This window comes from Streptococcus infantis (assembly GCF_021497965.1).
Classification (GTDB): Bacteria; Bacillota; Bacilli; order Lactobacillales; family Streptococcaceae; genus Streptococcus; species Streptococcus infantis_B.
Genome location: NZ_CP046525.1, coordinates 1,101,630 through 1,122,812 on the forward strand (window position 1 = coordinate 1,101,630; position 21,183 = coordinate 1,122,812).

At 38.7% G+C, this 21,183-nt stretch carries 19 protein-coding genes; 6 read left to right on the forward strand and 13 right to left on the reverse strand.

The window, feature by feature from the left end; genetic code table 11:
* Nucleotide 1 precedes the first annotated feature (1 nt).
* The 4 genes from GOM46_RS05555 (at nt 2) to GOM46_RS05570 (ending at nt 3,856) form a co-directional block, all read left to right on the forward strand.
* On the forward strand, nt 2-808 hold the full coding sequence (locus GOM46_RS05555) for a peptidylprolyl isomerase (RefSeq protein WP_025170061.1): 807 nt from the start codon (nt 2-4) through the stop codon (nt 806-808).
* Between the two features lie 27 nt (nt 809-835).
* Nucleotides 836-1,075, forward strand: coding sequence for a zinc-ribbon domain-containing protein (locus GOM46_RS05560; protein ID WP_006151249.1), 240 nt, complete (start codon nt 836-838; stop codon nt 1,073-1,075).
* A gap of 107 nt (nt 1,076-1,182) precedes the next feature.
* Nucleotides 1,183-2,457, forward strand: a complete 1,275-nt coding sequence (locus GOM46_RS05565) for a hypothetical protein (protein WP_006145809.1) — start codon at nt 1,183-1,185, stop codon at nt 2,455-2,457.
* A 115-nt stretch (nt 2,458-2,572) separates the two neighbouring features.
* Entirely contained in the window at nt 2,573-3,856 is a 1,284-nt protein-coding gene (locus tag GOM46_RS05570; protein WP_235083318.1) for a hypothetical protein, read from the forward strand.
* 100 nt (nt 3,857-3,956) lie between these two features.
* Here the strand turns inward: GOM46_RS05570 and abc-f are convergent, their stop codons facing one another.
* The 13 genes from abc-f to GOM46_RS05635 all read right to left on the reverse strand — a co-directional run bounded on the left by abc-f (nt 3,957) and on the right by GOM46_RS05635 (nt 17,630).
* Complete coding sequence (gene abc-f, locus GOM46_RS05575; RefSeq protein ID WP_006150053.1) at nt 3,957-5,498, reverse strand: ribosomal protection-like ABC-F family protein; 1,542 nt, start codon at nt 5,496-5,498, stop codon at nt 3,957-3,959.
* 1 nt (nt 5,499) lies between these two features.
* Nucleotides 5,500-5,973, reverse strand: a complete 474-nt coding sequence (locus GOM46_RS05580) for a VanZ family protein (RefSeq protein ID WP_235083319.1) — start codon at nt 5,971-5,973, stop codon at nt 5,500-5,502.
* 1 nt (nt 5,974) lies between these two features.
* Nucleotides 5,975-7,060 (reverse strand): 23S rRNA (adenine(2503)-C(2))-methyltransferase RlmN, encoded by a 1,086-nt coding sequence (rlmN, locus tag GOM46_RS05585; protein WP_006150034.1) that lies wholly within the window; start codon nt 7,058-7,060, stop codon nt 5,975-5,977.
* A gap of 16 nt (nt 7,061-7,076) precedes the next feature.
* Nucleotides 7,077-7,610, reverse strand: a complete 534-nt coding sequence (locus tag GOM46_RS05590) for a YutD family protein (protein ID WP_006150049.1) — start codon at nt 7,608-7,610, stop codon at nt 7,077-7,079.
* Between the two features lie 167 nt (nt 7,611-7,777).
* Nucleotides 7,778-8,683: an aquaglyceroporin Gla gene (gene gla / locus GOM46_RS05595; protein ID WP_006150038.1), complete on the reverse strand. Its 906-nt coding sequence runs from the start codon at nt 8,681-8,683 to the stop codon at nt 7,778-7,780.
* Nucleotides 8,684-8,841: 158 nt separating this feature from the next.
* Nucleotides 8,842-10,008 carry an ATP-grasp domain-containing protein gene (locus tag GOM46_RS05600; protein ID WP_006150032.1) on the reverse strand — a complete coding sequence of 389 codons (1,167 nt, stop codon included), beginning with the start codon at nt 10,006-10,008 and terminating at the stop codon, nt 8,842-8,844.
* A gap of 12 nt (nt 10,009-10,020) precedes the next feature.
* Entirely contained in the window at nt 10,021-10,761 is a 741-nt protein-coding gene (locus tag GOM46_RS05605; RefSeq protein ID WP_006150028.1) for an esterase family protein, read from the reverse strand.
* 21 nt (nt 10,762-10,782) lie between these two features.
* Nucleotides 10,783-11,607: an alpha/beta hydrolase gene (locus GOM46_RS05610; protein ID WP_006150039.1), complete on the reverse strand. Its 825-nt coding sequence runs from the start codon at nt 11,605-11,607 to the stop codon at nt 10,783-10,785.
* 135 nt (nt 11,608-11,742) lie between these two features.
* The gene (thiI, locus tag GOM46_RS05615) at nt 11,743-12,957 is read right to left on the reverse strand and encodes a tRNA uracil 4-sulfurtransferase ThiI (RefSeq protein ID WP_006150037.1); all 1,215 of its coding nucleotides are present in this window, start codon (nt 12,955-12,957) and stop codon (nt 11,743-11,745) included.
* An 8-nt stretch (nt 12,958-12,965) separates the two neighbouring features.
* The gene (locus GOM46_RS05620) at nt 12,966-14,108 is read right to left on the reverse strand and encodes a cysteine desulfurase family protein (protein WP_006150048.1); all 1,143 of its coding nucleotides are present in this window, start codon (nt 14,106-14,108) and stop codon (nt 12,966-12,968) included.
* Between the two features lie 103 nt (nt 14,109-14,211).
* Nucleotides 14,212-16,122, reverse strand: coding sequence for a fructose-1,6-bisphosphatase (locus GOM46_RS05625; RefSeq protein WP_235083320.1), 1,911 nt, complete (start codon nt 16,120-16,122; stop codon nt 14,212-14,214).
* Nucleotides 16,123-16,176: 54 nt separating this feature from the next.
* Entirely contained in the window at nt 16,177-16,989 is an 813-nt protein-coding gene (locus tag GOM46_RS05630; RefSeq protein WP_006150047.1) for a pyruvate, water dikinase regulatory protein, read from the reverse strand.
* A 2-nt stretch (nt 16,990-16,991) separates the two neighbouring features.
* Entirely contained in the window at nt 16,992-17,630 is a 639-nt protein-coding gene (locus GOM46_RS05635; protein WP_025169978.1) for a CBS domain-containing protein, read from the reverse strand.
* Nucleotides 17,631-17,868: 238 nt separating this feature from the next.
* On the opposite strand from GOM46_RS05635, the gene ppdK reads away from it, so the two are divergent.
* Both ppdK and GOM46_RS05645 read left to right on the forward strand, forming a co-directional pair.
* On the forward strand, nt 17,869-20,490 hold the full coding sequence (gene ppdK, locus GOM46_RS05640) for a pyruvate, phosphate dikinase (protein ID WP_006150031.1): 2,622 nt from the start codon (nt 17,869-17,871) through the stop codon (nt 20,488-20,490).
* 220 nt (nt 20,491-20,710) lie between these two features.
* Entirely contained in the window at nt 20,711-21,157 is a 447-nt protein-coding gene (locus GOM46_RS05645; protein WP_006150044.1) for a DUF6556 family protein, read from the forward strand.
* Nucleotides 21,158-21,183 lie beyond the last annotated feature (26 nt).

Here is a 21,183-nt window from a genome sequence, read left to right on the forward strand (position 1 = left end):
CATGAAAAAATTAGCTACACTACTACTCATTTCAACTTTTGCTCTTGGTGGATGTACAAGCATCCAACGTGCACTTCGTGGTGATGATTACGTAGATTCTAAGATTGCTACTGAAGAAAGTTCTAAAGCCGCTACTCAAGCAGAAAAAGATTTGAAAGACGCCTTAACAAATGAAAATGCTAACTTCCCTCAACTTTCTAAGGAAGTAGCTGAAGACGAAGCTGAAGCTATTCTTCACACAAGTCTAGGTGATATTCGTATCAAACTTTTTCCAAAGTTAGCCCCTCTTGCGGTAGAAAACTTCTTGACTCATGCTAAAGAAGGCTACTACAATGGTGTTACTTTCCACCGTGTAATTGATGGATTTATGATACAAACAGGAGATCCGAAAGGTGATGGTACAGGTGGGGAATCTATCTGGCACGGTAAGGATCAAACAAAAGACAAGGGAACAGGTTTTAAAAACGAAATCTCTCCATACCTCTATAATATCCGCGGTGCTCTATCTATGGCCAATACTGGTCAACCAAACTCAAATGGTAGCCAGTTCTTCATCAACCAAAGTACAACAGACTATTCAGCTAAACTTCCTACAAATAGCTATCCTAAGAAAATTATCCAAGCCTACAAAGAAGGTGGAAATCCTACTCTCGATGGGAAACACCCAGTCTTTGGTCAAGTGATTGATGGGATGGATGTAGTAGATAAAATTGCCAAGGCTGAAAAAGACGAAAAAGATAAACCAACTACTGCTATTACCATCGACAGTATCGAAATTGTTAAAGACTACGATTTCAGTAAACAATAAACTCATTAACTTTAAGGAGATGTTAAAATGCTTTTACTTTGGGGTTCAAAAGGCTATCAAAAAGTGCTCGGACATACTCAAACTACTATTGAGTGTGGGCACTGTAACAATGTAGGTACTTGGGAAATTACAGAAACCGGACGTAAGTTTACTCTTTACTGGATTCCACTCTTTCCTTACGGTAAAACATATTTTGTTTCTTGCCCTATTTGTCATTACGGTAAAGAAATTCAAAAGTCTGAGATCGAACAATATCTCAACTATTAAAAAGATAGGTCATTCGGCCTATCTTTTTTATTTTCACTTTTATGTAAGCGTTCTCTTTTGCTTCAAATATGATATAATTTAGTTAATAGTAACGAGGAGGTTTTCCTATGAAACCATATAAAATAAGCTTAATACGACTTTGCTTGGTCTTATTAGGATATTTAATCTATAATCTAGTTTATTTTGCCCTCTTCTATTCAGCAGGTTATGCTTTTTTCATTCTATGGCCTATATTCTTTTTAGCAATAGGTTTGATTCTTTTAGGTAATTTTTTTGCCTTTAGAGATCCTCTGAAATTAAAATCAAGCTTTAAAGATAATCAGTTAGTCCAAAAGACTAGTACCATACAAGTCATTTTAGCGACTATCGGAGTCTGCTTACAATTATCAAATATGGTATATCTACGTTGGTGGCCGATCAATTATATTGATAATTTTCCAACATTATTTTGTATTAGTCTTCTCTACTCTGCTATTTTCTTTATCGGAAACTTTCAAAAAACGAAGCTCGATCAAGACGACAAGTCTTCAAACAAATCAAGTCTTGTTTTTGGAGCTATAGTCGTTTTCTTATGCAACCTCTTGTTAATCACTAATAGCAAAGTTTCAGTATGGGGCTCTACGGATCAATATGTACAGGACTTTAAAGACTTTGGACTAAAAGGAAAAGTCGAAGTATATGAGAAAAAACATTTAATTGAACCTTACAATGGAACACTTACAACTTTATTCTATAATGAAACTTTATCGAATGGAGAAAGTTTTATCGATTTTATTTATGTTTCTGATGTGCAAAATGGAACACACGTGACAACATTGGATGAAAAGGACAAGGAAGAAATTCGTTCCTATCTTGAAAACGATACGGAAAAAGAGTTATTTGATAAAGTTACACTTGAACAATTTGAATTCGTCTTAAAAGTCTATGAAGAAAGAATATATAATCTAAAATTAGAAGATGATATAGCGACTAAAATAAATGAGGCAGTTGGTGGCAAATTACTAGAGAATTATAATGTCGAGATTAAACCAGCTGACAAAATAAAATTTTATAGTGATCTTATTAAAGAGGCTGTAAAAAACAGAGAAAATGGAGATACAGATGTTGCAGGATTTTACAATATCGATATTAACAAACATATAAACGATAAAACTTTAATAGTTTCTATCGAGCACTTCAATTTTATTGAAATCGAGGATAAACAAAATCATAAAATTGATAATCGTGTAGACTACTTAAAAGATAAATTAACATCACTTCCAGTTGGAACTCTATCAGATGGTATCTATAAATTCACTGTTAGCACATTATCTGACGGCAACGTCAAAATCACTATGGTGGTTGAAAATGGTAAGAGTTACTTTGAAAAAGATACTGATTAGCAACTAAATTAGTCAAATAGACTCGGCTTTATCATTTTACACTTCCATGTAAACGCTCTATTTTCTTATTCAATTATGAAATAATGCAGTTAACAGTAACAAAGGAGGTTCTCCTATGAAACCATATAAAATCGATATAACTCGGCTCAGTCTTATTCTGATAGGATACTTAATCTTTAATCGCGTTTATTCGATTACTTATGATTCCGGAGGTTTTGCTTTTATACTCATGTGGCCAGCATTTCTCTTGTCATATGCAGTAATTGTGCTAGGAAATATTTTTATTTTTAGAGATATCTCAAAATTAAAAGCCTCCTTCGAAGATAATGAGTTGATTCAAAAGACATGTACTATACAGTTGGTTCTAGCTACAATTGGATTTTTCATGCAAATATTAGGTTTTAAGGGAGCCCCACTTAATTACATTGATAATTATCCAGTACTGGTTTGCGCCAGTATTGTGTACTCTATCATTCTCCTTATCGGTATTTATCAGACAATAAAGCTAGGGCAAGGGAAAGATAATTCAGCCATATTTGGTTTTATCTTTGGGGGGATGATCATTTTTCTCACTAGCCTTGCACTGGTTTTAATCACTTCTCCATCAATTAAATACACTACTCCTTCTTTCGCTGAAGAATTTCAATCACTTGGACTTAAGGGAAAGGTTGAGGTAGTTGATAAACACAGAGAGATTGAAGCATTTTATGGAACTGCCTACAAGCTAACATATACAGAAAATTTATCCGATGGAACTATTTTAAAAGAAACTACTACCGCAAAAATTCATGGAAAGGATGGAGAACATTTATCAAATTTCTTTCTTCTTTCAGGAACAGATCTCGAAACACTTCTTAATGATAAAGAAAAGGCACTGTTTCACACTGTCAAACAAGATGAATTCAGTTTCTTACTAGATGTATACAAAGAAAGACCGAATCTACAACAAGAAGAAGACAGTATCAAAAATGCTACTGCTGAAAAAATAGATAAACTCTTTGCGACACCAATAACTTCTAGTTTTAAATTTGGAAAATATCCAATAGAAAACTACTATGTGGCAATTATGGCTCAGGCTGTCAGGAATCGAGAAAAAGGAGATTCTGACGCAGCTGGCTTTTATAATATTACAACAAAAGATCTCATGAAAAACAAAGGTCTTACTCTCGATTTTGATTGTGACCTTACGAAAATCAAGGTAGAAAATGGAAGTCCTTTATATGCCTTTAAGGAGAGAATCTTATCTTTACCAAAAAATTCATTTTCCGATGGAATCTATAACATGAGTTGTTCTTATGATGAAAATGGAATAAAAAAGAAAGTTACTTGCCCATTTGTTGTTGAAGATGGTGTGGGACACTTTGAAGAGGATGAAATCGTGGGAAATCAAACCAATTAGTTATTTTTGATACAAAAACTAGGAGATAGCAGTATGACTTCTACTAGTTGCAATCCCCGTAAAAAAGCCAAGTCACATAGACTTGGCTTTTTATGACTATTTATGTTAGCTCATTGAAATCCCAGATTTGATCCATCCAGCCTTCATAAAAATCAGGTTCATGACAAACCATGAGGATAGAACCCTTGTATTCTTTCAAAGCACGTTTGAGTTCGTCCTTGGCATCCACATCCAAGTGGTTGGTAGGTTCATCAAGAACAAGGACATTATTCTCTCGGTTCATTAAGAGACAGAAACGAACCTTGGCTTGCTCACCACCTGACAAGACCTGAATTTGACTTTCGATGTGTTTAGTCGTCAAACCACAACGGGCAAGAGCTGCACGGACTTCTGCTTGATTGAGGGCTGGAAATGCATTCCAGACTGCTTCTAGAGGCGTCTGGCGATTACCGCCTTCCACTTCCTGTTCAAAGTAGCCGAGTTCTAGGTAGTCCCCACGTTCAACCTCCCCAGCAATTGGTGGAATAATTCCCAAAAGAGATTTCAAGAGGGTTGTTTTCCCGATACCATTAGCACCGATGATAGCAACCTTTTGATTGCGCTCAAAGGTAAGATTTAATGGTTTTGTAAGTGGACGGTCGTAGCCAATCTGCAAGTCCTTAGCTTGGAAGATAAAGCGTCCAGGTGTACGAGCAGTTTTGAATTCAAAGGATGGCTTTGGTTTCTCACTTTGGAGCTCGATGATATCCATCTTGTCCAATTTTTTCTGACGAGACATAGCCATGTTACGCGTTGCGACACGCGCCTTATTACGGGCTACAAAGTCCTTGAGATCCGCAATTTCTTTCTGTTGACGCTCATAGGCTGCTTCCAATTGCGATTTCTTCATGGCATAGACTTCTTGGAACTGGTAGTAATCTCCAGAATAACGAGTCAACTGTTGATTTTCGACGTGATATACGATATTGATAACATCATTGAGGAATGGAATATCGTGCGAAATAAGGACAAAGGCATTCTCATAGTTCTGCAGATAGCGTTTAAGCCAGTCAATATGCTCAGCATCCAGATAGTTGGTTGGCTCGTCCAAAAGCAAGATATCTGGCTTTTCAAGAAGGAGTTTGGCTAAGAGAACCTTGGTTCTTTGTCCACCAGATAAGGCTGTTACATCTGTATCCATACCATAATCCATGACACCAAGGGCACGCGCCACTTCATCAATTTTAGCATCCAAGGTATAGAAATCACGGCTTTCCAAACGGTCTTGCAGTTCTCCGACTTCTTCCATCAATGCATCAATATCAGCGCCCTCTTCTGCCATTTCCATGTAGAGTTCATTGATACGTGCTTCGGCTTTGAATAATTCATCAAAGGCAGTACGAAGAACATCACGCACAGTTTGACCCTCTTTGAGCACGGCGTGCTGGTCCAGGTAGCCAGCAGTCACATATTTAGACCACTCCACCTTACCTTCATCAGGTAGCATTTTACCAGTCACGATGCTCATGAAAGTTGATTTCCCTTCACCATTGGCACCGACCAGACCGATATGTTCACCTTTGAGGAGGCGAAAAGATACGTCTTCAAAAATTGCACGGTCACCAAAACCGTGACTTAAATTTTTTACTTCTAAGATACTCATTTTAATTCCTTATCTTGTTTTTATATAGTAGTTTATAGAGGACCCAAGCCAGGTAGCCACCCAAGGTATTGGTCCACAAATCATCAATCTCAAAGACCCGATTAAAATCAAAGAAAAAGTCTAAAACTAGCTGTGTACATTCGATTCCTAGACTCAATAAAAAACTGAACAAAATCACTTTTTTAGTATTTCTTAGACCAGGCATGAGATAGAGAAGTTGGAAAATCAGTGGGAATAGTAAAAGGATATTTAAGGCATTTTGCAAAAAAATCCAGAACAGTTGTAAAAAGCTTGTTACTTCTCCCAATTTCCACAAAGAGTTAAAAGGCGTCAAAAGAAAAACCAGGCGTCCAATAGTTTGAATACCTGGAGTTCCCACTCCTATCGGAAGTTTTGGCTGGGGAGTAAAACAAAAACAGACGATACAAAGACTGTATAATAGCACTCCCAAAATTAGTATTTTTTTTCGATTCATCTTATGGATTTACTTCAGCTACTGCTTTTTGGCGATCACGCTTCATGGTATTTGAACGCAATTGTCCACAAGCCGCATCGATATCAGTACCGTGTTCCTGACGAACGACGCAGTTGATTCCTTTTTTCTTGAGAGTATCATAGAAGGCCATGACACGCTCTTTGGGACTACGACTATATTGATCATGTTCACTAACTGGGTTGTAAGGAATCAAGTTGACATAAGACAATTTCTTGATATTCTTAAGCAATTCAGCCAACTCAAGTGCTTGTTCAACTCCATCATTCACTTCATTTAGCATGATGTACTCAAAAGTTACACGACGGTTGGTTGTTTCGATGTAATACTCAATCGCTGCAAAGAGTTTTTCAATTGGAAAGGCACGGTTAATCTTCATGATGCTTGAACGAAGTTCATTGTTTGGCGCATGAAGTGAGACAGCAAGGTTAACCTGAACACCTTCATTGGCAAAATCACGGATTTTGTGAGCCAAACCTGAAGTTGATACAGTGATATGGCGAGCACCAATTGCCATTCCCTTATCGTCGTTGATGGTACGGATAAAGTTCAAAACGTTATTATAGTTATCAAATGGCTCTCCGATACCCATGACAACGATATGGCTTACACGTTCATCTTGTCCACGTTCGTCAAAATATTTTTGAACCAACATAATCTGGGCAACGATTTCCCCGTTATTGAGGTCACGTTGCTTCTTGATTAAACCTGATGCACAGAAGGTACAACCGATATTGCATCCTACTTGAGTTGTTACACAGACTGACAAACCATAGTGCTGACGCATCAGCACTGTCTCAATCAACATCCCATCTGGTAACTCAAAGAGGTACTTCACAGTTCCGTCAGCTGACTCTTGAACGATGCGTTGTTTCAAAGGATTGACTACAAATTGATCATTGAGCTTGGCAATCAAATCCTTAGACAAGTTGGTCATTTCTTCAAATGTCTGAACACGTTTACGGTAAAGCCACTCCCAGATTTGGTCAGCACGGAATTTCTTTTCTCCCTGTTCCAAGACCCATTCTTGCATGCCTTGGCGTGTTAAACTATAGATTGACGGTTTCATGTTTTCTCCTTATTCTCTAATCTTTCTGACGGATGACGAAATGACGTTGTCCTTTTTCTTCGTTCTGAGGTTTCTGTTCCTTACGACGACGTCGATTTCTCTTATCTGCATTATTTCTTTTCTTATTCTGAGAAGTTTTCTTGCCTTTTCGAGTATCTTTTTCTTCCTCTTTTTTGCGCATTTTTTGGTCAAATGGTGCTCGTTTAGGAGTTTCATTTTCTAGGACAAAATAAGCACAACCATAACTGCAATACTCGAGTAGGTAATCTTGTAAACGGCTGATTTTCTCGAGAGACTCTTCAGCTCGCTCATTCTTGTAGAAACCACGTAAGCGCAGCTGCTCATTGCTCCAGTCTCCTACAATATAATCGAACTTACTTAAAACTTCTGAAAAGCGTTGAGTAAATGCTGTTGCATCAAAGGCGTCCTTGCTATTTTCAACCAAGGTAAAGGTAAAACCTTCAGCTTCGACTTTATCTCCAGATAGATGAAATTCAGGACCAGGGAATTTATTGTAATTATATAATTCAGGTGCAATCTCTTTACGCATAATATTCCTTTTTAACGTTTACTTAATACTCTATTTTACCATATTTTTGCCATATTTTCACCTTTAGTTTTAAAATGAAAAAAGTCTGACGATTTAAGCATTAATTGATTGAGGATCCTTTCATTTAGAAAAAAGAAAAAAACTGGGAATTCCCAGTTTTTTAAAGATTACATGTAAAGTAATTTGAAGAGTGCTACTGCTGCAATAGCAGCTGCAATCGGTGCAGCTACTGGTACCCAAGCATACCACCATTTTGAATCACCCTTGTGTTCACCAAGGATTGATTTTGGAAGTACTGCGTGAAGAAGACGTGGTCCAAAGTCACGAGCTGGGTTCAAACCTGGTCCTGTAGGTCCACCTAGTGAAGTAACCAAGGCCATTACGAGGAAACCAAGTGCCAAGTGTGCAATAGCAAGACCTGGTGACAAGAATGGAGCTACTTGAGTTTTTGCTTGTTCAAGAGCTGCAGTAACTTGTTCTTGAGGAATTGTTTGACCTTGGGCAGTCGCTTGTGCCACTTGATCGTTAATCAATCCTTGAGCTTTAGAAAGCAATTCAGCACCAAAGAAGTTCTTTGTCATACCGAGCGCTGCAAAGAAAAGTACGAATGAACCAACAAACTCGTTGATAAAACCGTTAATAGAAGCTGCAAAGCGTGATTCTTTTGTTCCGTGGTCGATACTTGAAATTGTTGAGAAAGTTCCTAAGATGTTGTTTGGGTTTTCTGTCTTCAAGTAGTATGGACGGTGAGCTGCAACAACCAAGGCTTGTCCAAAGATTGCTCCCAAAACTTGAGCGATGATGTATTGAGCTACTTGTGACCAAGGGAAAAGTCCGCTAACTGCAAGTCCAAGAGTGAAGGCTGGGTTGATGTGGTTACCAGAAACATTACCAAACATCAAGGCAGGGATCATAACCCCCATACCGTAACCAACAGCGATAACGAGCCAGCCACTTTGGTGACCTTTCGTACCTTTAAGTTCAACGTTGGCAACTGCACCATTACCCAAGATAATCAAGATGGCTGTTCCCAAAAATTCAGTGGCATATTTGACTGCCCATGTGAAATCCATTGATAGATTCTCCTTAATATTTTTTAGACATTCCCTATTCTATCAATTTTTAGGGCTTTTAGCAACAGATTTTCTAAAAGAATAGCGATGGAAAACGCTTTTATTTTAACTCTTCAAAAAAGACCTAACAAAGAGAGTTTGTTAAGTCTTCATTTCAATTATTCTTGACGTTGTCCAAAGTCCTGAATCATCTGCTCCATTTCCTCACGACTTGATGTCGTTAGCATATAGAGATAATCTCCTTGCAATTCAGCAAAGGCTGCTGGCATAATTTTCTTGACCTTGAACTGGTTTCCATATTTAGCCAGCAAATCTTCTTCTGAATAAACATAATTGGCATTGGCACGACGTGATGTCGCCAAACAGTATAGGGGCTCGAATTGAGAAGCTGGGAATGGTTCACCTGCTACGATAGCAGCATAGCCCTTATACAAGTCAAAAGAATGGGCATAGTTATAGACATCAATTGTGAAGCCACCCGCTGGACGGTTATTGTATTCAATAGCGATATAGTCATCACCCTCACGGAAGAACTCAATATGGAAGAAACGTTCCTTCATACCAAATTCCTTGACAATTGCTTCACCATATTTACGCAATTTTGGATCCATGTCTTTGAGAACATAGTAGGAATTGTCCATCTTATAGATCATGAGATCGAGAGGTGTATGTGCGTAGTCAAAGGTCGTAGAAAAGACGATATTACCATCTCTATCTACCAAACCATCGAAAGTACAGATTTCACTTGAGGTTACAAATTTTTCAAAGAAATAAACGGTTGAGTGGTCCCATTCAGCCTTAAAGTGATTGACATCATCTGCTGTTTCAAGTTTGAAGGTTGCGGCAGCTCCCACTCCATTGTCAGGTTTGGCAATCATTGGAAGTCCGATTTCTTTCACAGCTTTATCAACATCTGCTTCTGTTTCAATAACAGCACCAGGCACAACTGGAACTCCTGCTTTTTTGAAGAGTTTCTTCATTTCAGACTTGAACTTAGTCTTCTTAAGGTCTTCTGGTTTGGCACCAAAGACATGAAACTGTTCACGAAGGGCAGCGTCCAACTCTAGCCAGTATTCATTGTGTGATTCAATGCGATCAATTGGACCATGTTTATAGAAAAGAAAGGCTACTGCACGTTTAACCTCATCGATATTTTCAAGATTATCAACTCGGAAATACTCAGTCAAGCTATTGCGCAATGGTTCATCTAGTTGTTCATAGGGTTCTTGCCCAATCCCTAGAACTGTGATTCCTTTATTGGCTAGTTCAATACTAAATTGTTGGAAATTTTGTGGGTAATAGGGTGAAATTACAAGATAATTCATAAGCGACTCCTTTTATAGACTCATGTGACCAAGGAAATAAGGCATTTGTTTGCGCCACCATTCCCAGTCATGGGCGACATCATGTCCCCATTCTGCAAACCAGGCAGGAATTTGTTTTTGATCAAAGGCTTCTTTGAGTTTGTAGTAAGAAGGTAGGCCATCATGTTCCCAGGCTCCTAGTCCAGTACAGATCACGATTTCAGCTTGACGGTAACGATCGATGAACCAGCCATCATTTTGATTCCAGATATAGTCTACTGGTGAATTTTGATAGATGGCATCATCATTGTAGTAATCACCCACAAAGAAACGTGCATCATAAACACCACTAAGAGCAATCACTTTCGTGAAGACATCCGGATGTTGTAGGAAAAAGTTGAGAGCATGGTAAGCTCCCATGGAGCATCCTGTCGCCATCATACCATCGAACCAACCTGTTTTATGCTTGATAAAAGGAATGGCTTCTTCAATGACATATCGTTCATAGGCACGGTGCATTTCAGCTTGGTCATGCCCGTTTTTCCAAGTAGCAAGCCAGCTCTCACTATCAACACTTGAAAGTGTAAAGAACTGAACACGGCCTTCCTCGATAAAGGATGCACAAGCATCAATCATGCCAAAATCATAGTATTCATTGTGGCTACCACCTGAAGAAGGAAAAACTACAATAGGGATACCCGCATGTCCATATCGGTTTACGTACATTTCACGATTTAGATGTCCACTCCAGTGGCTAAGATGTTCAATATTCATATCCTGTCTCCTTTTTACTATTTACCAATTTTCTGCAAAAAAACGTAGGCAAGCTGGTAGATTTTCTGACCAGGGCACTTCATGGTGAATGGCTCCAGCCTGAACCTTGAGAGAGAGATTTTCTAACCGTACCCCTCCTGCTATCAAATCATGATAATAACGAAGAGAAGAATCAATATAGGCCTGCTTGATATTGCCAGCCATTAGGGTCTTATCTGTGTCATCTGCTTCTTCCGTTCCAACATAGATAAAGATTCGTTGGTCAGGCAAAAGCTTTTTACGTTCAATATAGCGATCAAAGGCTTCTTGGTGCAGCCAGTTAGCTGATGAGAAAACTCCCAAGCAACCAATCTGATCTTGATACTCCAATCCGATAAACTGGGTAATATTCCCACCCAGAGAAGATCCTATCATAGCAGTATGTTTTCTGTCTGATTTTGTCCGATAGTTTTCATCGATAAAAGGCTTAACCACTTCCATAACAAACTCTGCATACTCAACACCTTTACCACCAAATTGTTGACCAGGAATGTTAGACTCTTGGAATTTCCATGCCGCATACTCATTCATCCGTCCAAGTCCATCGTTGTCAATGGCCACGATAATCATGCGACTGATATCCGGATTTCGCTTGATAGCTGGGATAATCTTCCAGGAATGGCCGACGTAGGATTCCTTACTATAAAAGACGTTTTGTCCATCATGGAAATACACAACTGGATAACTTCTATCCGTATCTTTCTCATAGTTTTTAGGGAGGAGAACACGTACGCGACGCTCCTTACCTGTGTAGGGAACCACCAATTTATGCTCTCGCATTTTTAAATAAAAATAAGATTGATTCATTGTCAGAAAACTCTCTATATTCAAAATTTTACCTAATTATATCATAAAAATAGAAAAAAAGTCAGTTTCCGTCCAAATTTAGGACAATAAACTAACTTTTTTTACTTATTTTATCATTTCCTCTGGTTTTTCTGATTAAAGGAGATCATCGATCAACTCATCAACCGCATCCTTCTCAGCTTGAGGGGTTATTTCAGTAATCATAATTCCTGCTACTGCTCGCTCAACTAATCCTTCAACGTCCATACGTGTTTCATACTGTTCAGCATTCTTAATCTTTGGATTTGTTTTGGGACGATCAGGTGCAAAAATCGTGCAACAATCTTCAAATGGTTGGATAGAAATTTCAAAGGTATCAATTTCTTGTGCAATATCAATGATTTCTAGTTTATCCATGGTCACAACTGGACGAATAATTGGTGTGTTGGTCACTGCGTTGATAGCCTGCATGCTTTCAAGGGTTTGGCTAGCCACCTGACCAAGACTTTCACCATTAATGATGACTAAACCATTTCGGACCTCACGGATACGATCTGTTATACGCATCATAAAGCGACGAGTCAGTGTCATCAGATAGGCTTCTGGAGCTTTAGCCTTGATTTCTTCTTGAATTTCCGTGAAGGGAACCTCGATAAATTGGATATTTCCTCCGAACTTAGTCAATTTACGGGTTAAATCCTGGGCTTTCTTGAGGGCACCTGGACTTGTGTATGGAGGGCTAGCAAAGTGGACAGCCTCGATATCTACCCCACGTTTCAGAGCTAGGTAACCAGCTACAGGAGAATCAATTCCCCCTGATAACATGAGCATCCCTTTCCCTGAAGTTCCGACAGGCAAACCACCTGCACCACGAATGGTTTCATATGAAAGGTAGGCTGCTTCTTCACGAATCTCCACCTGAAGGTTAATATCAGGATTTTTCATTTGTGCCTGCACATTTGGAATAGCTTCAAATACTGCTCCACCAAGTGTCTGATTGAGTTCTCGACTATCTAGCTCAAAGTTGTGGTCGCTACGCTTACTTGAGATTTTAAAGGTCATCCCTTCCTTGTAGATGTCCTTCATAATCTCTTGGACAGCAGACTTCAGAACTTCTACGGATTTTTCAACCTTATACACTGGAGAAAAGTTTTGAATCCCGAAAACTTGCTTGAGAGACTCTGCTACTGGTTCGTAATCTGCCCCATTCAGATAAGCATGGGCACGATCGCGATCAGCAGTGACTTTGACTTGAGGATAGATGGATAAAACGTCTGAGATATTATTACGTAGTTTATTGATGAAACGCATACGGTTTTTGCCTTTGGTTGAAAGCTCACCATAGCGAATCATAATTTCTGAATATTGCATGAATACTCCTATCTTACTTTTTTAGTTTGATTGTAGATTAATTTCAACTTGGTCAAGAACTGTTCCACCTGGCTCATATCATTTTCTAAGTCAAGACTGAGACGAACTGCTGACTGGGCTTTATCCTTTTCGATGCCCATAGCAATCAGCGTTCCAGCAGGTTTTCCAGCCTTGGACGAACAAGCCGATGTTGTAGAAATGAAAATATCATAATCTTCAAATGCGTGAACAATAACTTCCCCACGAACTCCCTTTATCCCAAAGGTCAGAATATGAGGAGCAAAGTCTTCCTCACCTGAAAAGACAAAAATATCTGGATATTCAAGTAGAGCTTGGCGGATTACCACTTTCATCTGACTTGTTTTGCTAGCAAATAAGTCCAGTCTCTCCATAGCCAAACGTAGTGCCTTAGCTGTCGCAGCAATCCCTGCTACATTCTCAGTTGTGGAACGATAGTCGCGCTCCTGACCACCACCGGTTAATAGGGGGGTGATTTTCTTGCCAGACTTGATATAGACAAATCCAACACCACGAACTCCGTGGAATTTATGGCTGGAGAAGGTCGCAAAATCCACTCGGTCAGTCAAATACTTTTCTGTCGGAATCTTAGCTAAAGCTTGAACCGCATCAACATGGAAGGAAATCGTTGGCTTATCTGCTAATAGTTCTGAGATAGCTTGAATAGGCTGGATAGAGCCTATTTCATTGTTAACTGCCATGATAGAAACTAGTGTGGTATCAGGACGAAGTAAACCTGCTAAGGCCTCTACATCTACAAATCCCTTTTCATCTACAGGTGCAAAATCCACTTCAAAACCTTGAGTCTTAAGCCAGAGGGCTGACTCCTTGACTGCTGGATGCTCAATGTCAGATACAATAATGTGTCTACCAAATTGCGCTTTTTCAAATGCAACTCCTTTGATAACCCAGTTATCCCCTTCAGTACCACCAGAGGTAAAGAAGACTTCTTCACTATTTTTGCCAATCAAATCTGCAATCTGCTGTCGAGAAGCTTCTAAAATTCTAGTAGACTGGTCACCTAAACGATGAAGACTAGAAGGATTTCCAATAATTTTTGCAGACACCTGCATATAGGTTTCAAGTGCTTCTGGATAGGGCTTGGTCGTGGCCGAATTGTCAAAGTAAATCATGGTTTCTCACGCTTTCTAAAATCACTCCTTCTATTGTAACACGAAAGGAAGGTTGGAACAAGAAAGAAAAAGCCCTAAATTCTGATAGAACTTAGAGCAAGTTTTAACAGTCGTAAAACTCATGTAGCAAATCAAAAAGTTCTTGCTGCTGGGCAAGTAGCATTTGACCAATACTCGTTGATTTAATCAGAGTTCGTTGCGCAACATTTTCAATGACTCTCTTCAAAGATGTTTGAGCAAAAGGATCTTCAACAACCTTTTGTGAGCCTTCAAAAGGCTGATGGGTTACCAATTGAAAACCGTAAGAATTGTTTAGTAAGGAATAGCCTGCTGTACCTGTCTTCTTTTGATAAGCTTTACAAAGGCCACCGTCAATGACAAAAAGCAAACCACCCCCACGAATAGGAGATTCTCCCTTCACAGTCTTAACTGGAGTATGTCCGTTGACCATTCTAGACTCTTTAGAGGAAAGTCCAAATTCTTCCAAAATCAGCTGGCAGACTTTCTCTGAAGTCCGATAAGAAAAATAAGAATTTTCCACTTCTTTGTGAGTATCCTTATCTTCAACAAAATAGCGCTCTAGAGTTGTCATCTTATCTTTACCAAATAGAGGTGAGACTGCCCCTCGCCAACAATACCAAATTAAATCTGTTGAAAAATCATCTCCGATTTCCTTATTCTTAGCAGCTTGTCGAATATGATATTCAAAAAAATCCAATAATTCTCTTCCAGCATAACAAGACTGGTTAATAATTAGAGGTTTCAATTCTCCAGAAGCTTCAAGTGGTATACAACCATGAAAGAGTAGATGCTGATTGTAAATTTTATACATGGAGCCTTTTTTCATTAACAATTCTATATGCTCTGCGAGTTTAGGAGATCCTTGGAAAGAGGCTAGGAGACTATCAACTGCTTGAGACTCTTCTAAACTTAATTCTGCTGGATTAGCCGGATCAATCGTTTGAAAGCAGGTATTCGTAAGATTATATTTTTTTCCATCAATTGTCACACACTCTTTCAAATAATCAATATTATCCAGTTTAACCTGATCCTCCATTTGAAATTCTGGCCTTCTTTTTATCAGTTGAGTTTCCAGTTTAAACTGGATAATGGAAAGAGCCTGGTGAACTTTTTCCAACTGTAAAATTTCTTCGCTAGTGAAATCATCTTCTCTATTTCCTAGGATAGGCCTAAACTGAGGGTTGGCCTTATAGGTCCTATCAGAAAATAACGTTAAGGGCCGAAGATTTAAGCCGTAAGCTTTCTCAATATCCCATAGATATCCATAGCGGGCAGCAATACGTAGTGCATTTAACATACAGGCTTTTGAACCGAAAAAGCCCCCCATCCAGATAATGTCGTGATTCCCCCACTGAATATCCAAAGAATGAAATTGCAAAAGTTCATCCATAACTTGCGGACTACCAGCTCCTCTGTCATAAATATCACCAACCACATGCAAATGGTCAATCAATAAGCGACGGATACTGCTAGAAACACCAAGAATAAAGGGAATAGCTTCTCCTAACTCGATAACATAGGAGAGGATGTTATCAAAATATGACTTTTTATCTGCTAAAGCTATATCACTGTATACTAATTCTTCGATGATATAAGCATACTGGGGTGGCAATGCCTTCCTAAGCTTTGACCGGGTGTACTTGGCAGCCGCAAAAGTCAGTAGAGATAAAAGTTGAGGAATAGTTTCCTTGTACCAGTCTCTGCTTTTACCGCCTTGCTCCAAGACAAGTTCAGGATATGAAACCAATGCTGACAATCTGTTTTTATCATCTTGCGACAAGGAATCTCCAAAGCAATCCTTAATCTTCTCATTAAGGATACCTGCACAACTTCTTAAAATATAGTCAAAGGCCGCAAATTCACCATGAATATCACTGATATATAGCTCTGTTCCTTTTGGAAGGTTTAAAATTGCTTCAAGGTTGGTCAGTTCTGTGATCACCTTTTGTCGAGAATCAAATTCTTTCAGTAAAATACGCTTGTATTGCTCCATTTTTGACCTCCAGCACACTATCCTTTTACGACAAATAATGCACTATTTATTTTCTTAGTTCATTTTCTTTAAATACTCTTCGATTAAGAAGGCTGTTTCTTCAATTGATTTATCTGACATATTAATGACTCGAGCTCCATATTTTCTGAAGACCTTCTTAGAATAGTCCAATTCCTGATAAATCTTTTCCAGATCTGTGTAGCTGGTTTCCTGGGTCAAACCCAAAGAATCCAAACGATTACTGCGGATCTTAACCAATTTTTCTGGCTCACATACTAAACCAATTAGGCGGCGAGAATCAATTTTTTCCAAGACTTGAGGCAAGGGAACTTCTGGAATTAGAGGAAGGTTCGAAACCTTATATCCTTTATTTGCTAGATAAATACTGAGCGGTGTTTTAGACGTACGGGAAACCCCTAGCAGGACTATGTCAGATTCTAAAAATCCCTGCGGTGCTTTACCATCATCATATTTGACTGCAAACTCAATCGCTGAAATTTTATTAAAGTATTCGCTATCTAAACGGTGAAGGGTGCCAGGTACTTCTATCGGATCCCTTCCTGTCTTTTCTTTGATAATTTCAAAAAACGGATGCATCAAATCCAAATAGGATAGCCCATACATCAAGCTAAACTCCCTTGCTACCGAAGCTAACTTGCCATCGACCAAGGTACTGATAACTAGGGCATCATCCTTGATGGCATCACGTAAAATGTCCAACAATTCATCTTCCTTGTTGATAAAAGGGAAACGATAGCTATTATTAAAAATGATGTCTGGATATTGAGCTGTAACAGCGGATAGCAATTTTTGGGAAGTCCCACCCAAAGAATCTGAAATACTATAAACAATCATTTCTTTTTTCATATTTATTCCTCTTCTCTATTTACCTCGGTGCTTCGAGCTTGCTGAATAATATAGTCCAACAAGGCTGACTTGGTCACACTACCTAAAATCTGACGTTCATTCTTTTCGTCGACAATCGGTAAGGAATCAATGGCGTAATCTTGAAGGAGTACAGCGGCTTCCAAAATATTCATATTTTGGTGACATGTTTTAATATGTGGCATCCTAGTCATGCAAACCGCAACAGGAGTACTTTCAATATTCGAATTGAGAGAAGCCCTTAGCAAATCTTTACGTGACATGATTCCAAGAAGAAGTTTTTCTTCATCAATGACATAAATAACGTCTGCATCATACATAAATAGAGTAATAATAGCATCCTGAATATAGGAATCACTGGTGACCAGGACTGGCGAAGTCATAATATCAGCCACTTTTTTCCTAAAAGTATCAAAAAAGAAGACCGATTCTAGATCAGAGCCTGAGTAGGTATACCCGACTTTAGGAGTGGCCTTTAGGATTCCAACCAAGGTCAAAAAGGAAAGATCTGGCCGTAGCGTTGCCCTGGAAATATCAAGTAATTCAGATATTTTTTCACCACTCAGAGGCTGCTTAGCTTTAACGATTTCTACAATCTTTTTTTGTCGTTCACTTAATTTCAATTCACAGAAAACCTTTCTAGATTCTATATAGGTTCCAAATAACGATTGGAAGAACATGCTTATTTTTATTTTACTAAACCAACTTTAAAATAAGCATCATGTATATTAAATATTATAGCAATTATTTGTAATATGTCAATTAATACCCGAAGATTTTTCATTTGACAAATATATATGATGTATATTACAATGGTTTTGTCTTTTATTGTGACGCATATTTAATATTTTGGAGGCGACTATGACAAAATGGATTTATTCCTTCGAGGAAGGAAGCGCAAACGACAAGGCTCTCCTAGGTGGAAAAGGAGCCAATTTAGCAGAGATGAGCAATTTGGGATTGCCTGTTCCTCCAGGTTTTACCATTACAACCGAGAGCTGTATTAAGTTTCTAGAAAATCCGGATTTCTTTGACTCTTATTTAAAAGATGATATTTTGAAAGCGGTTACCGACTTAGAAAGAAAAACCGATAAATCGTTCAGCGGAGAAAGCTCCAATCTTCTCTTAGTTTCGGTCCGTAGCGGAGCAAAATTTTCTATGCCAGGAATGATGGATACTATTTTAAATCTTGGTCTAAATGACCATCGGACAAGAATACTCGCCGAGCAGACGAATCCTGATTTTGCCTATAATTGCTATCGACGTTTACTTCAGATGTTTGCAGATGTTGTATATGGAATTTCTAAAGAACTTTTTGATGAACTATTAGAAGACTTTGAAAAATATCATGGTAAAACTACAAAAGACATGACTCTAGCTGAGCATCAAGACTTGGTTAATCAATATAAAGAAATCTATCTTAAAGAGGACCAATGTTTCCCTGAAAATCCTACAGACCAACTTTTTTCTGCTATCAAAGCTGTCTTTAATTCTTGGAATAATAATCGAGCTAAAGTCTACCGAGAACTTAATAAAATTCCTCATGATTTAGGGACTGCCGTTAACGTCCAGGCAATGGTCTTTGGAAATAGTGACCACAACAGCGGAACAGGAGTCTGTTTTACTAGAAATCCTGCTAGTGGAGAAAATCAACTATTCGGTGAATTCTTACTGAATGCTCAAGGAGAAGACGTTGTAGCTGGTATACGAACTCCAGAACCAATTGCCGCTTTAGAAAAAGCTCAACCTCTAGTTTTTAAAGCCTTTAAAGAGTATGCTCGAATTCTTGAAAATCACTACAAAGACATGCAAGATATCGAATTTACTATTGAGAAAGGAAAACTGTATATCTTACAAACCAGGGATGGCAAACGGACAGCAAAAGCTTCCTTAAAAATTGCTTTGGATCTAGTCGACCAGGGCATTATTAGTAAGAAAGAGGCCCTAATGAGAATATCCCCTTCTTCCATTAGTCAGCTTATACACCCAGTTTTTGAAGAGGCTGCATTGGAAAAAGCTACTCTCATTGCACAAGGTTTACCAGCCAGTCCTGGAGCTGCCACTGGGGAAATAGTTTTTACAGCAGAACGAGCTAAAGAATTCCACAATTTAGGAAGAAAGGTTATTTTAGTAAGACAGGAAACATCACCCGAAGATATTGAAGGAATGGTCGTCAGCCAAGCTATTGTTACCAGCCAAGGTGGCATGACTTCACACGCAGCAGTTGTTGCTAGAGGAATGGGAACCTGTTGTGTAGCTGGATGTAGTGAACTAAAAATCAGCGAGGAAGATAGAACACTCTCTTGTGGTAATCTTGTTTTAACAGAGGGAGATATCATTTCTGTTGATGGTAGTTCCGGTTGTATTTATATCGGAGAAATTCCTACAGTCTTGATTGAGAATAATGAAGACCTTCAGAGACTTCTTTCTTGGGCAGATGAAGTCGCCCGTCTTAAAGTTCGTGCTAATGCTGAGACTGTCAAAGATTTGGAAACAGCTATGAAATTTGGTGCCCAAGGGGTTGGACTAGCCCGTACTGAACATATGTTCTTTGGTCAGGATAGAATTATAGAAATGCGGCGCCTTATCCTAGCTGATAAGGAAGCAGAAATGAAAGCCGCACTCAAGAACCTTTCAGACTTCCAAGCAGAAGACTTCTATCAGATGTTCAAAACGGTTGAAGATAAACCTCTGATTGTCCGACTTTTAGATCCGCCTATGCATGAATTTTTACCTAAAGATTCGCAGGAAATCAAGCTTCTAGCTGAGAAACTAAATAAGTCACCTGAGAAACTGGCCCATCAAATTGAGAGCTTACAAGAAAGCAACCCTATGCTGGGCCATAGAGGTTGTAGACTTGGAATCACTCAGCCAGACATTTACAAGATGCAGACTGAAGCTATTTTTAGAAGTGCTATCAAACTACATCAAGAGGGGATAAAAATTAAACCTGAAATCATGATTCCTTTGATTGCAGATAAAAAGGAATTGGAATTTGTTAAATCCTATCTGACTCAACACATCCAGTTTCTTTTTAGAGAGCATGAACAGGAGCCCTTCCCATATGAAATTGGTACCATGATTGAATTACCACGCGCCTGTCTGACTGCGGATAAACTAGCTCGGGAAGCTGATTTCTTCAGCTTTGGTACTAATGACTTAACTCAAATGACCTATGGTTTTTCTCGAGATGATATTGGAAAATTTATAGGTCATTACAAAAAGACGAGCATTCTTTCATTTGATCCATTCCAACATATTGATCAGGAGGGAGTCGGTGAGTTAATGCGCATTGCAATCAGCAAAGCTCGCCGGGTAAAACCAAGCCTATCCATTGGTATTTGTGGGGAGGTCGGCGGTGATCCTGCTTCTATCTCCTTCTTCCAGGAAATAGGTGTCACCTATGTTTCCTGTTCACCTTACAGGGTCCCTGCAGCTAGACTCGCCGTTGCTCAAGCCGTTCTCCATGAGAAAAAAGACTAGTTGCCTTTATGATATCATCATTTTTGAAACCTAAAGTCACTAATCATGATTCATCACCACACTTCTTGCTTTACACTTTAAAGAGAAAAACCTACTGGTTGCGTTTTCAAAACTAAAAGTTTTATTTTTTTAAGACAATTTAAAATAAAAAACGTATAATGAAAATATGAAATGAATTCAAATTCATATTTAGTTTTGCAAAGGAGTTTGAAAAACCATTATGTCTAACTATTCTCGCCAAAATAAAGAAACAAACAAAGACAGTCAAGAAACTGGCAAGGCTAGCCATCACATCAAGAAAGGTTTATCTGCTTTTCAGAAAACCTTAACCTTAATCGGTAGTATGTTGGGAATTATCACTGCGACAATTACCATTAGCAATGCAATGAAGTCCAATGAACAAAAGAAAGCAGATACTAGTCCTGTTACGCAAACAACCATTATCAAGGAAATTCAAAAGGAAAGCCCTGCTCAATCGAACGCGCCTGCTCAGAATCAAGGAAGTAACCAAGATACTAACGCTGCAACTAGTGGAGTTGATCATAAAAATGACAACAAGGTTCAACCTGAAGAAAATACTCAAGCTCCTAACAATGTTCAACAAAATCAGACTGAAGGAGCTGCTCAATCTGATACAGCTGCCACAGATAATAAAGCAAATCCATAACAAAATAGCTTCTCTCCGATTTCGGA

Coding starts and splice junctions, on each gene's coding strand:
- GOM46_RS05555 (WP_025170061.1), top strand. CDS start 2: ATGAAAAAATTAGCTACACTACTACTCATTTCAACTTTTGCTCTTGGT.
- GOM46_RS05560 (WP_006151249.1), top strand. CDS start 836: ATGCTTTTACTTTGGGGTTCAAAAGGCTATCAAAAAGTGCTCGGACAT.
- GOM46_RS05565 (WP_006145809.1), top strand. CDS start 1,183: ATGAAACCATATAAAATAAGCTTAATACGACTTTGCTTGGTCTTATTA.
- GOM46_RS05570 (WP_235083318.1), top strand. CDS start 2,573: ATGAAACCATATAAAATCGATATAACTCGGCTCAGTCTTATTCTGATA.
- abc-f (WP_006150053.1), bottom strand. CDS start 5,498: ATGAGTATCTTAGAAGTAAAAAATTTAAGTCACGGTTTTGGTGACCGT.
- GOM46_RS05580 (WP_235083319.1), bottom strand. CDS start 5,973: ATGAATCGAAAAAAAATACTAATTTTGGGAGTGCTATTATACAGTCTT.
- rlmN (WP_006150034.1), bottom strand. CDS start 7,060: ATGAAACCGTCAATCTATAGTTTAACACGCCAAGGCATGCAAGAATGG.
- GOM46_RS05590 (WP_006150049.1), bottom strand. CDS start 7,610: ATGCGTAAAGAGATTGCACCTGAATTATATAATTACAATAAATTCCCT.
- gla (WP_006150038.1), bottom strand. CDS start 8,683: ATGGATTTCACATGGGCAGTCAAATATGCCACTGAATTTTTGGGAACA.
- GOM46_RS05600 (WP_006150032.1), bottom strand. CDS start 10,008: ATGAATTATCTTGTAATTTCACCCTATTACCCACAAAATTTCCAACAA.
- GOM46_RS05605 (WP_006150028.1), bottom strand. CDS start 10,761: ATGAATATTGAACATCTTAGCCACTGGAGTGGACATCTAAATCGTGAA.
- GOM46_RS05610 (WP_006150039.1), bottom strand. CDS start 11,607: ATGAATCAATCTTATTTTTATTTAAAAATGCGAGAGCATAAATTGGTG.
- thiI (WP_006150037.1), bottom strand. CDS start 12,957: ATGCAATATTCAGAAATTATGATTCGCTATGGTGAGCTTTCAACCAAA.
- GOM46_RS05620 (WP_006150048.1), bottom strand. CDS start 14,108: ATGATTTACTTTGACAATTCGGCCACGACCAAGCCCTATCCAGAAGCA.
- GOM46_RS05625 (WP_235083320.1), bottom strand. CDS start 16,122: ATGGAGCAATACAAGCGTATTTTACTGAAAGAATTTGATTCTCGACAA.
- GOM46_RS05630 (WP_006150047.1), bottom strand. CDS start 16,989: ATGAAAAAAGAAATGATTGTTTATAGTATTTCAGATTCTTTGGGTGGG.
- ppdK (WP_006150031.1), top strand. CDS start 17,869: ATGACAAAATGGATTTATTCCTTCGAGGAAGGAAGCGCAAACGACAAG.
- GOM46_RS05645 (WP_006150044.1), top strand. CDS start 20,711: ATGTCTAACTATTCTCGCCAAAATAAAGAAACAAACAAAGACAGTCAA.